The 12,023-nt window shown below is 68.4% G+C and carries 14 protein-coding genes; 7 read left to right on the top strand and 7 right to left on the bottom strand.

What is annotated here, in order from left to right; translation table 11 throughout:
• Nucleotides 1-37: 37 nt before the first annotated feature.
• From DMB80_RS15565 to DMB80_RS15555, 3 genes are all read left to right on the top strand, one after another.
• Nucleotides 38-721, top strand: coding sequence for a fasciclin domain-containing protein (locus DMB80_RS15565; RefSeq protein WP_111510678.1), 684 nt, complete (start codon nucleotides 38-40; stop codon nucleotides 719-721).
• Between the two features lie 38 nt (nucleotides 722-759).
• A complete protein-coding gene (locus DMB80_RS15560; protein WP_111510677.1) occupies nucleotides 760-1,338 on the top strand; it encodes a fasciclin domain-containing protein in 579 nt (192 codons plus the stop codon).
• A 108-nt stretch (nucleotides 1,339-1,446) separates the two neighbouring features.
• Nucleotides 1,447-2,790, top strand: coding sequence for a cryptochrome/photolyase family protein (locus DMB80_RS15555; RefSeq protein ID WP_111510676.1), 1,344 nt, complete (start codon nucleotides 1,447-1,449; stop codon nucleotides 2,788-2,790).
• An 8-nt stretch (nucleotides 2,791-2,798) separates the two neighbouring features.
• Here DMB80_RS15555 and DMB80_RS15550 read toward each other — a convergent pair whose 3' ends face one another.
• Complete coding sequence (locus tag DMB80_RS15550) at nucleotides 2,799-3,647, bottom strand: mycofactocin-coupled SDR family oxidoreductase (RefSeq protein WP_111510675.1); 849 nt, start codon at nucleotides 3,645-3,647, stop codon at nucleotides 2,799-2,801.
• A 61-nt stretch (nucleotides 3,648-3,708) separates the two neighbouring features.
• Between DMB80_RS15550 and DMB80_RS15545 the strand changes: the two genes are divergently transcribed.
• Complete coding sequence (locus DMB80_RS15545; RefSeq protein WP_046363468.1) at nucleotides 3,709-3,963, top strand: DUF2631 domain-containing protein; 255 nt, start codon at nucleotides 3,709-3,711, stop codon at nucleotides 3,961-3,963.
• A gap of 21 nt (nucleotides 3,964-3,984) precedes the next feature.
• On the opposite strand, the gene DMB80_RS15540 is transcribed toward DMB80_RS15545, so the two are convergent.
• Nucleotides 3,985-5,409 carry a WS/DGAT/MGAT family O-acyltransferase gene (locus DMB80_RS15540; protein ID WP_111510674.1) on the bottom strand — a complete coding sequence of 475 codons (1,425 nt, stop codon included), beginning with the start codon at nucleotides 5,407-5,409 and terminating at the stop codon, nucleotides 3,985-3,987.
• Nucleotides 5,410-5,517: 108 nt separating this feature from the next.
• Here DMB80_RS15540 and DMB80_RS15535 point away from each other — a divergent pair, with 108 nt between their 5' ends.
• Together DMB80_RS15535 and DMB80_RS15530 are read left to right on the top strand one after the other, a co-directional pair.
• Nucleotides 5,518-6,315 (top strand): acyl-CoA thioesterase, encoded by a 798-nt coding sequence (locus DMB80_RS15535; protein ID WP_111510673.1) that lies wholly within the window; start codon nucleotides 5,518-5,520, stop codon nucleotides 6,313-6,315.
• Nucleotides 6,316-6,361: 46 nt separating this feature from the next.
• Nucleotides 6,362-7,375 carry an NADP-dependent oxidoreductase gene (locus DMB80_RS15530; protein WP_111510672.1) on the top strand — a complete coding sequence of 338 codons (1,014 nt, stop codon included), beginning with the start codon at nucleotides 6,362-6,364 and terminating at the stop codon, nucleotides 7,373-7,375.
• Between the two features lie 2 nt (nucleotides 7,376-7,377).
• On the opposite strand, the gene rlmN is transcribed toward DMB80_RS15530, so the two are convergent.
• The 5 genes from rlmN to DMB80_RS15505 all read right to left on the bottom strand — a co-directional run bounded on the left by rlmN (nucleotide 7,378) and on the right by DMB80_RS15505 (nucleotide 11,546).
• On the bottom strand, nucleotides 7,378-8,487 hold the full coding sequence (rlmN, locus tag DMB80_RS15525; protein ID WP_111510671.1) for a dual-specificity RNA methyltransferase RlmN: 1,110 nt from the start codon (nucleotides 8,485-8,487) through the stop codon (nucleotides 7,378-7,380).
• Between the two features lie 16 nt (nucleotides 8,488-8,503).
• Nucleotides 8,504-9,385, bottom strand: coding sequence for a phosphatidate cytidylyltransferase (locus DMB80_RS15520; RefSeq protein ID WP_111510670.1), 882 nt, complete (start codon nucleotides 9,383-9,385; stop codon nucleotides 8,504-8,506).
• 1 nt (nucleotide 9,386) lies between these two features.
• Entirely contained in the window at nucleotides 9,387-9,944 is a 558-nt protein-coding gene (gene frr / locus DMB80_RS15515; protein ID WP_046363462.1) for a ribosome recycling factor, read from the bottom strand.
• 55 nt (nucleotides 9,945-9,999) lie between these two features.
• A complete protein-coding gene (gene pyrH, locus DMB80_RS15510; protein WP_111510669.1) occupies nucleotides 10,000-10,752 on the bottom strand; it encodes a UMP kinase in 753 nt (250 codons plus the stop codon).
• Nucleotides 10,753-10,859: 107 nt separating this feature from the next.
• Nucleotides 10,860-11,546 carry a class I SAM-dependent methyltransferase gene (locus DMB80_RS15505; protein ID WP_111510668.1) on the bottom strand — a complete coding sequence of 229 codons (687 nt, stop codon included), beginning with the start codon at nucleotides 11,544-11,546 and terminating at the stop codon, nucleotides 10,860-10,862.
• Between the two features lie 37 nt (nucleotides 11,547-11,583).
• Here DMB80_RS15505 and DMB80_RS15500 point away from each other — a divergent pair, with 37 nt between their 5' ends.
• Nucleotides 11,584-12,009 carry a MarR family winged helix-turn-helix transcriptional regulator gene (locus DMB80_RS15500; RefSeq protein ID WP_111510667.1) on the top strand — a complete coding sequence of 142 codons (426 nt, stop codon included), beginning with the start codon at nucleotides 11,584-11,586 and terminating at the stop codon, nucleotides 12,007-12,009.
• Nucleotides 12,010-12,023: the final 14 nt, after the last annotated feature.

Here is a 12,023-nt window from a genome sequence, read left to right as displayed (position 1 = left end):
CGGGCACCGACGCCCGCCCAACCGAAGGGAACAAGTGATGATCACCGTCAAGCGCAAGACCGTCACCGCCGCGAGCCTGGCCGCCGTGGCCATCTTCGGAGCAGCAGCGTGCTCCAGTGAGGAAGCCGCCAGCACCGCGTCGTCGGCAACCAGCGCCGCCTCGTCGGCCGTCGAATCCGCGACCGGCAGCTCGACCTCGCCGACGAGCGCCGCTGCCGATCCGGCCGCCAACCTCATCGGGTCGGGCTGCGCCGCCTACGCCGAGCAGGTGCCCTCGGGCCCGGGTTCGGTGGCCGGTATGTCGGCCGATCCGGTCACCGTCGCCGCGTCGAACAACCCGATGCTCAAGACGCTGACCCAGGCGCTGTCCGGGCAGCTCAACCCGAACGTGAACCTCGTCGACACCCTGAACGGCTCGGAGTTCACGGTCTTCGCGCCCACCGATGACGCGTTCGCGAAGATCGATCCCGCGACCATCGAGAAGCTGAAGACCGATTCCAACCTGCTGACCAGCATCCTGACCTACCACGTGGTGCCCGGCCAGGCCGCGCCTGATGCGGTCGCCGGCGAGCACAAGACCGTGCAGGGCGCGAACCTCAACGTGACAGGCGCCGGCAACGACCTCAAGGTCAACGACGCCGGACTGGTCTGCGGCGGGGTGAAGACCGCCAACGCGACCGTCTACATGATCGACACCGTCCTGATGCCCCCGGCTGCCTGACCCGTCGGATCGACAGAACAGAACAGGAGTACACCGTCATGACCACAGCACGACACGCAGCAACGCTGGGCCTCACCGCGGCTGCTGCTGCCGCCCTGATCCTGGGTACCGCCCCGTCGGCGGCCGCCCAGCCGGCCGGTCCCGGCTGCGCTGCCTACGCCGAGCAGAATCCCGTCGGCCCGGGTTCGGTTCAGGGCATGTCGATGGCGCCCGTCGCCGAAGCGGCGGCGAGCAACCCGATGCTCACGACACTCACCGCAGCTGTGTCGGGCAAGCTCAACCCGCAGGTGAACCTTGTCGACACGCTCAACGGCGGTGAGTTCACCGTGTTCGCACCGACCGACGAGGCCTTCGCCAAGGTCGACCCGGCGACGCTCGAGAAGCTGAAGACCGACGCGCCGCTGCTGACCAGCATCCTCACGTACCACGTGGTGCCGGGCCAGGCGGATCCCGCGCAGGTGGCGGGGACCCACAAGACGGTTCAGGGCGCCGACCTGACCGTGACGGGTACGCCTGACCATCTGATGGTCAACAACGCATCGGTGGTGTGTGGCGGGGTCAAGACCGCCAACGCGACCGTGTACCTGATCGATACGGTTCTGATGCCGCCGGCATGACCTGATCGCGTCCGGGCCCCCGCCGCTGTGGCGGGGGCCCGTTCGCGTCACCGATCCGTCAACGTCGTTTCCGTTTCCGGTGCAGCCGCACAGGGCAGCATCTAGACCATGCCCGCCGTCCTGTGGTTCCGCCGCGACCTGCGGCTCGCCGACTTGCCCGCCCTGCTCGCCGCCGCCGACGACGATGGCGACGTGCTCGCTTGCTACGTCCTCGATCCCCGTCTCGAGAAGTCCGCGGGCCCGCGCCGGCTCCGCTATCTCTACGACGCGCTGCGGGACCTGCAGCAGAGTCTCGACGGCAGGCTCCTGGTCACCCGCGGGGCACCGCACGCGCGAATCCCCCAGTTGGCCAAGGCCGTCGGCGCGACCGCGGTGCACGTCTCCGACGACTTCACCCCGTTCGGCCGGGCGCGCGACGAGAAAGTGCGCGACGCGCTCGGCGACATCGAGCTCGTCGCCACCGGGTCGCCGTATCTGGTGTCACCCGGCCGCGTCACCAAGGGCGACGGCAGTCCTTACAAGGTGTTCACGCCGTTCTTCACGGCCTGGCAGAAGCACGGCTGGCGCAAGCCGGCGGACTCCAGCGCGAAGAGCGCGAGCTGGATCGATCCCGGCGACGTCAAGGGCGCGAAGACCGTGCAGATCCCGACGGGTCCCAAGAACGGAGCGGAGATCGACCTGCCGGCCGGCGAGAAGGCCGCGAGTGACCAATGGAAAGAGTTCCTCGCCGACGGGGTGTCCGGGTACGACGACGATCGCAACCGTCCGGATCTGGCGGCCACCAGCAGAATGTCGGCCCACCTGAAGTTCGGCACCATCCACCCGCGCACGATGGCCGCCGACCTGGGCCGCGGCAAGGGCGCCACGGCGTATCTGCGGGAGCTCGCTTTCCGCGACTTCTATGCCTCGGTGGTGTGGGAATGGCCGCGCAGCGTCTGGTGGAACTTCAACTCCGCGTTCGACGCGATCGAGGTGGACGAGGGCAAAGAGGCGGAGGCCGCGTTCGAGGCGTGGAAGGCGGGGCGGACGGGTTTCCCGATCGTCGACGCCGGCATGCGTCAACTCGCCGAGAGCGGGTTCATGCACAACCGGGTGCGGATGATCGTGGCGTCATTCCTGGTCAAGGATCTCCATCTGCCCTGGCAGTGGGGCGCACGGTGGTTCCTCGAGCAGCTGGTCGATGGCGATATGGCGAACAACCAGCACGGATGGCAGTGGGCGGCGGGCTGCGGCACCGACGCGGCGCCGTACTTCCGCGTGTTCAACCCGACCACGCAGGGCTCCAAGTTCGACCCGGATGGGGACTACATCCGCCGCTGGGTGCCCGAATTGGCCGACGTCGACAACGTCCACAAACTCGACGCCAACCGGCCCGACGACTATCCGGAGCCGATCGTCGACCACGGCCAGGAACGCCAGGAGGCGCTGCGTCGCTACAGCAGCCTCGGGTGAGCAACCGCTCAGCGCAGTTGCAGCCCGGCGTCGATCGGCAGCGCGACGCCGGTGATGTAGCGCCCGGACGGGCCGCACAGGAACATGATCGCGTCGGTCACGCTGGCTGACTCCATCATCGGCAGCGTCATCAGCGGCATCTGAGACTCCCCGAAAGACGGGTTCTCCGTGACGAATTCGGCCATCGCCTCGTTGATGACCATCGGCGTCGCGACACCGCCGGGGTGCACGGAGTTGACCCGGATGTTGCGTGCGGCCAGCGAGGTGGCGAAGTGCCGCATCAACCCGACGACGCCGTGCTTGGCGGCGGTGTAGCCGGCTGCGCCGTGGGTCATGGTGGCGAGGTCGGTGCTGACGGCCTTGAGCCCGGCCGCCGAACTGGTGATCACGATCGCACCGCCGTCGGGGTTGGCCAGCAGCGCCGGCAGCGCAGCGTCGACGGTGAAGTACACGCCGTTGAGCATGATGTCGACGGCGTCGGTGTACGCACCGATCTCGCGACCCTGCTCTCCCGGTGCGGGCATGATCCCGGCGTTGGCGAGCACGAAGTCCAGCCGGCCCAATTCGTCGACACCACGTGCGACGACCGCGGCCATCAGGTCCCGGTCCCGGACGTCGCAATGCTCGGCGACGATGCGGCGGCCCGTCTTCTCGACCAGCGCCACGGTCTCGGCGAGATCCTCCGGGGTGGCCATCGGGTAGGCCACGCTGTCTAGCTGCTCACACAGGTCGACGGCGATGATGTCGGCGCCCGCCTCGGCGAAGCGGACCGCGTGCTCACGGCCCTGCCCGCGGGCCGCGCCGGTGATGAACACCACCCGGTCGACGAAGGGCCCGTCTGGCTGCTGGGTTGCCATGGACGGGCAGCCTACGGGCTGTGTCAGAATGGCCCCAACACACGAGACCGGAGGAGCAGCCGTGGCAAGCACCGAGGTGGAGCGACACACAGGTGTCGACGTCGAGGACGTGCCGTCCGCCGAGTGGGGCTGGTCGAAGGAGAACCCCCGGCTCCAGCAGATCGGTGGGGTGTTCGCCGGGCTCTTCCTGCTGTTGATGACCCACGGTAACCACCAGGGTCACGTCGAGGACTACTTCCTGATCGTCGGCGCTTTCCTGCTGTTCGGCTACGTCGCGCGCAGCTGGTACCTGCACCGGAACAAGGACACCCGCTAGACCAGGGACATGCGCTGGCGGTCAGACCGCCAGCGGCAGCGCGCTGGCCACCGGCGTCAATGTCTCCGACAACCCGGCCGCCGCGCGGATCTCGGCGAATGCGGCCAAGAGCGCGTCGGTCGCCTCGTGCGGATCGTCGAGGGTGCGATCGTCGGTGAGCACCGAGATGGACAGCTGATCGACGTAGCTCCACACCGTGATGTTCATGCCGCTACCCGCGACGATCGGCCCCACCGAATAGATCTCGCTCACGGTCGCGCCCTGCACGAGTCCGCGTTCACGCGGACCGGGCACGTTCGAGATCGTCAAATTCATCACCAATGACGACTCCAGCCGTCGGGCCTGCTGTCGGAAGATGTGCGGCGTCGTCGCCGGCGGCAGATACGACAGCCAGGACGGCAACAGGGTCGGCCCGAGCAGTCGGTGGTTCTCCTTGGCGATCGCCGTGGCTGTCGCCGTCAGCCGCACCCGCTCCAGCGGATCCGCGATGTGAACTGGCAAAGACGGTGTGATGTAGGTGAATTCGTTACCCATGATGCGCGTGGGCGACGTGTCGACACTGACCGGTACGCCCGCGATGAGCGGCGCCTCGGCGGCGCCGTCGTAGCGCAGCTGCAGTGATCGCAACGCTCCGGCTGCCGTCGCCAGCACGATGTCGTTGAGCGTCACGCCGAGGTGGCGCGCGGTGTCCTTGACGTCGGCCAGGGACAACGGCGCGGTGGCGAAGCGCCGCACCGGCGACACGACGTGGTTGATGAACGTGGGCGGTGGGGCGAAGTTGCGCGCGAGGTCTGGGTGGGGCCCGCGCTCGCGGGCGCTGCGCCGCACGCGTGCCACACCCGCGGCGGTCTCGCGCAGCAGCATGGGCAGCCTGCGCAGCCCGCGGGCATGGTCACGCCCCGCGGCGCGCAGCAAGTTGAGCGCAGCGGTCGAGTCCGGGGGCGCCTCGGCCAGCGCGCCCCGGACATCGGGCTCCTCGGCCCCGATGACCATCGCCATCTGGTTCGCCGAGGCCATCCCGTCGGCGAGCACGTGGTGCACCTTGTGGATCACCGCGATCTTGTTGTCCGGCAACCCTTCTGCGACGTACATCTCCCACAGCGGCCGCGAGCGGTCCAACGGCGTACTCGCGATCTCACCGATCAACTCGTCGAGTTCACGGCGCCCACCCGGGGCGCGGACGCGGGCCCGGCGGATGTGGTAATCCACGTCGATCTCCGCGTTCTGCACCCACATCGGATGGTGCAACTTGAAAGGGATGTCGACGAGCTGGCATCGCAGCGGCGCCAGCGCGTGCAGCCGGGGCAGCGCCAGCTTCCGGAAGAGGTCGAAATCGTAACCAGGTATCTGGGACACATCGAGCACCCCGATCTTGAGGGTGTGCATGTGGATCTCGGGTGTCTCGCTGTACAGCATCATGGCGTCCACACCGTTGAGCCGCTTCACTGTCCCACCCCTGCCACGCTCGCCATCCCGCTCCAACCCGTCGCTGCACTGCCGGACCTGGTACCCATTCCCTGCGATTTCGGCACCTCACGATAGCGTTCACCGTTGATGACACGTGTCGAGAAAAGCTGGATCGCCGAACTGCTGACCTTCGATCACCGCGAGGGTGACGTCTTCACCGTGGCAGCGCCGCCCGATGGACCGAACCCGACGTTGTTCGGCGGGATGATCGCCGCGCAAGCGCTCGCCGCTGCCGGCGCCACCGTTTCGCCTGAGAAACTGCCGCAGTCCCTCCACGTGTACTTCGTGCGCGGCGGCCGCTACCGCGAGCCCCTCGAATTCCGCGTCGAGCGCACCCGGGACGGACGGTCCTTCGACACCCGCCGGGTCACCGCCGTCCAGGCGGGTGCGGTGATCCTCGAGATGATCGCCTCGTTCCACGTCGCCGAACCGGGGGCCGACGAGCAGCCCGTCGCGCCGGCGTCACTGGCCTTCGCCGACGCCCAACCGAAGATCGTGGACCTAGAGTTCCTCGACCCGTTCGACATCCGCACCATCTCCGCCGACGACACGGGGTTCGCGTTGCCGCCGTTCTGGATTCGCTCGCGCGACCGGATCGAAGACGACCCGCTGGTGCGCGCGTGCACGCTGACCTTCCTCTCGGACATCGGACCCGTCCCCGTGGCCCGACCGTCCGGTGTCACGCTCGCGCGAGGCACCGGCTACGCCGCCAGCCTGGACCACTCGGTGTGGTTCCACCGCCCGTTCGCCCCGCACGACTGGCACCTCTATGACGTCGTGCAGCGCAACCACAGTGACTCGCGGGGGCTGGTGATGGGCTCGCTCTACGACCGGGACGGGGTGCTGGTCGCGTCGACGACACAGGAAGCGCTGTGGCGGCCCTGACGCAACCGGGTCCGCCGCGGCCGCTCCTTCGGTAGGTTCTACCGACGTGCCGACGCTGACGAACCGCCAGATCGTGTTGCGCCGCCGACCGCACGGGCTCGTTGCGCCGGAGGACACAGAACTCGTCGAGACCAGTGCGCCCACCCCCGCCGACGGGGAGGCGCTGGTCCGCACCACCTACGTCGGCATCGACGCCGCGGCCCGCACCTGGCTCGACGACCAACCGAGCTACCTGCCACCGGTCGCCATCGGCGAGGTGATCCGAGCCGCCGGCATCGGCGTCGTCGTCGAATCGCGTTGTCCGGCTTATTCGGTCGGCGATGTGGTGACGACGCTGACCGGGTTCTCCGAGTACACGATCGTGCGCGACGACCTGTTCACCACCCCGGTACCGGGGCCGGGTGAGCAGGTCGACCAGCGCGCGGTGATGTCGCTCTACGGGCCGACCGGCGCGACCGCGTACTTCGGCATGACCGGTATCGGCAAGCCCGCGCCCGGGGAGACCGTCGTGGTGTCCGCAGCAGGCGGGGCGACGGGTTCGGTGGCGGGGCAGATCGCCCGTATCGCCGGGGCCCGCGTGGTGGGCATTGCGGGCGGACCGGAGAAATGCCGGGCTGTGGTCGAGGAGTTCGGTTTCGACGCGTGCATCGACTACCGCAACGACGACCTGCCCGCAGCACTGAAGACGCACTGCCCCCGCGGCGTCGACGTGTACTTCGACAACGTCGGCGGGCCCATCCTCGACGCGGTGCTCGGCAGACTGGCGCACGAGGCGCGGGTGGTGCTCTGCGGGGTCATCTCCAGCTACCTGACCGGTGAGCATCCGGGGCCGGCGAACTACGTCAACCTGCTCGCCAAGACCGCGCTGATGCAGGGCTTCAACGCCCTGGACGAGTGGGGACGATTCGACGAGGCGTTCGCCGCACTGCGGCGCTGGGACGCCGAGGGCCTGCTGGTGCACCGCGAGCACGTCTACGAGGGCATCGAGTCCTGCGTCGACGCGCTCAACGGGCTCTTCACCGGAGCGAACATCGGCAAGACCCTGGTCCGCCTCGGCTGACGTCAGCCCTGCGCGGCCAATTGGCCACACGCAGCCGCGATCTCGCGGCCCCGGGTGTCGCGCACCGTGCACGAGACGCCGCGCTCACGGACGCGGCGCACGAATTCGCGCTCGGCAGGCTTCGGGCTGGCGTCCCACTTGCTGCCCGGCGTCGGGTTCAGAGGGATCAGGTTGACGTGGGCGAGCGGCCCCAGCGCGCCGTGCAGTTTCTTCCCGAGTAGATCGGCACGCCACGGCTGGTCGTTCACGTCGCGGATCAACGCGTACTCGATCGACACGCGGCGACCCGTCGCGTCGGCGTAGTAGCGCGCCGCGTCGAGCGCCTTACCGACCTTCCACCGGTTGTTCACCGGCACCAGGGTGTCGCGCAGTTCGTCGTCGGGAGCGTGCAACGACAGCGCGAGCGTGACGTTGAGCTTCTCGTCGGCGAGCTTGCGGATCGCCGGCGCCAGCCCGACGGTCGACACCGTCACCGACCGCGCGGAGATCCCGAACCCCTGCGGCGGGGGCGCGGTGATGCGCCGCACCGCGGCGACGACGCGGTTGTAGTTGGCCAGCGGCTCGCCCATCCCCATGAACACGATGTTGGACAACCGCGAGCCGTCCCGCTCCCGCAGCTCCGCGGCCGCCGACCGCACCTGCTCGAGAATCTCGGCCGTCGACAGATTGCGCTTGAGACCGCCCTGACCCGTGGCGCAGAACGGGCACGCCATACCGCAGCCGGCCTGCGAGGAGATGCACACCGTGTTGCGATCCGGGTAGCGCATCAGCACCGACTCGAACGTCGTCTGATCCACCGCCCGCCACAACACCTTGCGGGTCTCGCCCGCATCGCACTCGATCTCCCGGGCCGCGGAGAACAGCGTCGGGAACAGCGTCTGGCCCACCTGCTCGCGCACCGCGGCGGGCAGATCCGTCATCTGTGTCGGATCCGCGATCAACCGGCCGTAGTACTGATTGGCCAGCTGTTTCCCGCGGAACGCCGGCAGACCCAGCTCGGCGACCGCAGCCCCCCGCGCGGCCTCGTCGAGATCGGCGAAGTGCCGCGGCGGCATCGCGCGGCGCGGGGCATCGAAGACAAGGGGCAACGGAGCCCCGGCAGAACCAGACATGACTGCAGCCAGTATCTCAGGCCAACAGCGTCAAAACGATCCATCCGGCCACCGCGGACGGCAGCATCGCGTCGATGCGGTCCATCAGACCGCCGTGACCGGGCAGCAGCGTGCCCATGTCCTTGATGCCGAGATCGCGCTTGATCTGCGATTCGACCAGGTCACCGAGCACTCCGGTGATCACCAGCATCAGGCCGAGCGGGACGCCGACCCAGGCCGGCTTCCCGAGCAGGAACGTGACCGACACCACCGCGGCGGCGACGCCGAACACCAGAGAACCGCCCAGCCCCTCCCAGGATTTCTTCGGGCTGATCGCGGGCGCCATCAGATGCTTTCCGAACAGCACACCCGCGACGTAGCCGCCGATGTCGGCGAACACCACGGTCGCGATCACCGTGAACACCCGCACCCCACCGTCGTCGGCGAAGATCAACAGCGCCGTGAAGGCACCGAACATCGGTACCCAGGTGGCCAGCAGCACGGTGGCAGCGATGTCGCGCAGGTAGTTGACCGGCTGGCTGTTCAGGCCCTGCTTGAGCAGCCGCCACACCATCGCGACCACGATCGTGCCGCCGTAGCCGCCGAGTAGACCTGCCACACCGAAGGGCCACGTCAGCCAGATCATCGCCTGGCCGCCGACCAGCAGCGGGATCACCGGCAGCACGTAGCCGTGCTCGCGCAGGCGCCGGATCACCTCGTGGGTCGCGATTGCCATGGCCGCGGCCAGCAGCGGCAACCACCAGATCGGGGCGAACAGCAGGATGCCGATCGCCATCGCGCCGAGCACCACACCCACCGCGATGGCGGCGGGCAGGTTACGGCCGGCGCGGGATTTCTTCTGCGTCGGTGGAACGTCGGTCGGCTGGTCTGCCACAGGAGTCGGTTGCTGATCGGTCACCTCAGACCTCCAGCAGCTCGCCTTCTTTGTGTTTCACCAGGTCGTCGATCTGGCTCGTGTACTGGGCGGTGGTCTTGTCGAGGTCCTTCTCCGCCCGGGTCACCTCGTCCTCGCCGGCGTCGCCGTCCTTCTTGATGCGGCTCAGTTCCTCCATCGCCTTGCGGCGAACGTTGCGCACGGAGACCTTGGCGTCCTCCCCCTTGGCCTTGGCCTGCTTGACCAGATCGCGGCGGCGCTCCTCGGTCAGCTGAGGGATCGAGACGCGGATGACGTTGCCGTCGTTGGACGGGTTGACGCCCAGATCCGAATTGCGGATCGCGTCCTCGATGTTGCGCAGCTGGTTGGCTTCGTAGGGCTTGATGACGACGAGCCGCGGCTCGGGGACGTTGATGCTCGACAGCTGCGTGATCGGGGTGGCGGCGCCGTAGTAGTCGATGCTGATCCGGTTGAACATGCCGGGGTTGGCGCGACCGGTACGGATGCCCGCCAGGTCGTCCCGGGCCACCGACACCGCCTTCTCCATCTTCTCCTCGGCATCGAAGAGCGTCTCGTCGATCACCTGAATCTTCTCCCGTCGCGTCGCTCGCCGATCACATCACTGATCACACCACTGATCACGAGGTGGTGACCAATGTGCCGATCTTCTCACCTGCGACGGCACGGGCGATATTGCCGTCGGTGAGCAGGTTGAACACCATGATCGGCATCTTGTTGTCCATGCAGAGGCTGAACGCCGTCGCGTCGGCCACCGCCAGGCCGCGGTCGATGACCTCGCGGTGCGTGATGGTCGTCAGCAGCTTGGCATCGGGATCGGTGCGCGGGTCGGCGGTGAACACCCCGTCGACCGCCTTGGCCATCAACACGACCTCCGCCCGGATCTCCAGCGCCCGCTGCGCAGCGGTGGTGTCGGTGGAGAAGTACGGCAACCCCATGCCGGCGCCGAAGATCACCACGCGGCCCTTCTCCAGGTGCCGCTGTGCGCGCAACGGGATGTATGGCTCGGCCACCTGCCCCATGGTGATGGCCGTCTGCACGCGCGTGGCAATGCCTTCCTTCTCCAGGAAGTCCTGCAGCGCAAGGCTGTTCATGACGGTACCGAGCATGCCCATGTAATCGGAGCGAGTGCGCTCCATACCCCGCTGCTGCAGCTGGGCGCCGCGGAAAAAGTTTCCTCCGCCGATCACGACCGCCACCTGAACGCCACTACGGACCACTTCGGCGATCTGACGCGCGACCAGGGCGACGACGTCGGGGTCGAGACCGACCTGGCCGCCGCCGAACATCTCACCGCCCAGCTTGAGCAGTACGCGGGTATAGGCGGGCCTGTAGACCGATGCCGGGCCCCCGTTGGCTGTACCGTCCGCCATCCGACTCCTTCTCGCTCGCGCTTGGCCGCCCCCGAGAGTGCCGCGGACGGCTCCCCCATCCTGCCTCATCGCAGGCCGCGCGCGTCGTTCAGGGGCGCCCGGGTGTGTCAGCCCGCGTGCGCGGTCAGCAGCCAGGCGCCCACCGACGTGCGCCCTGACGCCTCGTCGCGGATGTCCGCGCCGGCGAACGCCGCGAAGTGCGCGGCGAAAGACTCCGGCACGTTGGCGTGGATGCGGGCGGGGCGGATGTCGTCGACTGTCCAGTACCGGCCGACCACCTCGCGCAACTCGGGCTCGGTGACCGCGTTGACCGGGCCGCCGGCGGGCATCGCGGCCCGATCGAAGACGAGCACGACGTACGTCGCCCCGGGGGCCGCGGCTCGTAGGATCGACTGCTGGTAGCCGTCGCGCAGTTCCACCGGCATCGAGTGGAACAGCGTCGAGTCGATGATCGTGCCGAACCGGCCGTCATAGCCGGTGAACGCACTGATGTCGGCCACGTCGAAGGTGGCGTCACGCAGGCCGCGGCGGGCCGCCTCGGCGCGCGCGAGCTCGATGGCCGTCGGCGACTGATCCAGACCGACGGTGCGCAAGCCCCGTTCGGCGAGGTACATCGACACCGCCGCTTCGCCACAGCCGGCGTCGAGCACATCACCATGACAGATGCCGGCGTCGATCAGCGCGCGGATCTCGGGCTGCGGCTCACCGATGCTCCACGGTGGCCGGGCGCCGGCCATCTCCTCGGCTTCGCCGCGGTAGGCGGCGTCGAACATCCTGTCGCTGGGGTTCGTCATGCCATCCTTGGTATCAACTAGATTGATATGCGTCAAGATGGTTGACATGGGCGAGCGCGACGGCATCCCGCTGGGCTATCTGCTGCACCGGTTGGCCTCGGCGCTGCGCGCCGATGTGACGACCGCTGTGCTGGAGCCGCTGAATCTCAGCTTCCCGCAATACATCTGCATGCGGCTCCTGTCACGGCAGCCCGGCCTGTCCAACGCCGATCTGGCCCGCGACGTGATGGTCTCCCCACAGGCGATGAACATGGTGGTGCGCAGCCTGCAGGAACGCGGCCTCGTCTCGCGGCCGACCGCGGTCACGTCAGGCCGCGCGCTGCCCGCCGAGCTGACCCGCGACGGGCGGACCCTGCTCGCGCGCACCGACGACGGGATTCGGGACGCCGAGCAGCGGGTCCTGGGGTCGCTGTCAGAGCGTGATCAGCGTGAGCTGCGCCGCATCCTCTCGGCGCTGAGCTGACGGCATCTCCGGCG

The organism is Mycobacterium kyogaense, assembly GCF_003254575.1.
Taxonomy (GTDB): Bacteria; Actinomycetota; Actinomycetes; order Mycobacteriales; family Mycobacteriaceae; genus Mycobacterium; species Mycobacterium kyogaense.
This window is presented reverse-complemented; position numbering and strand designations above follow the sequence as displayed.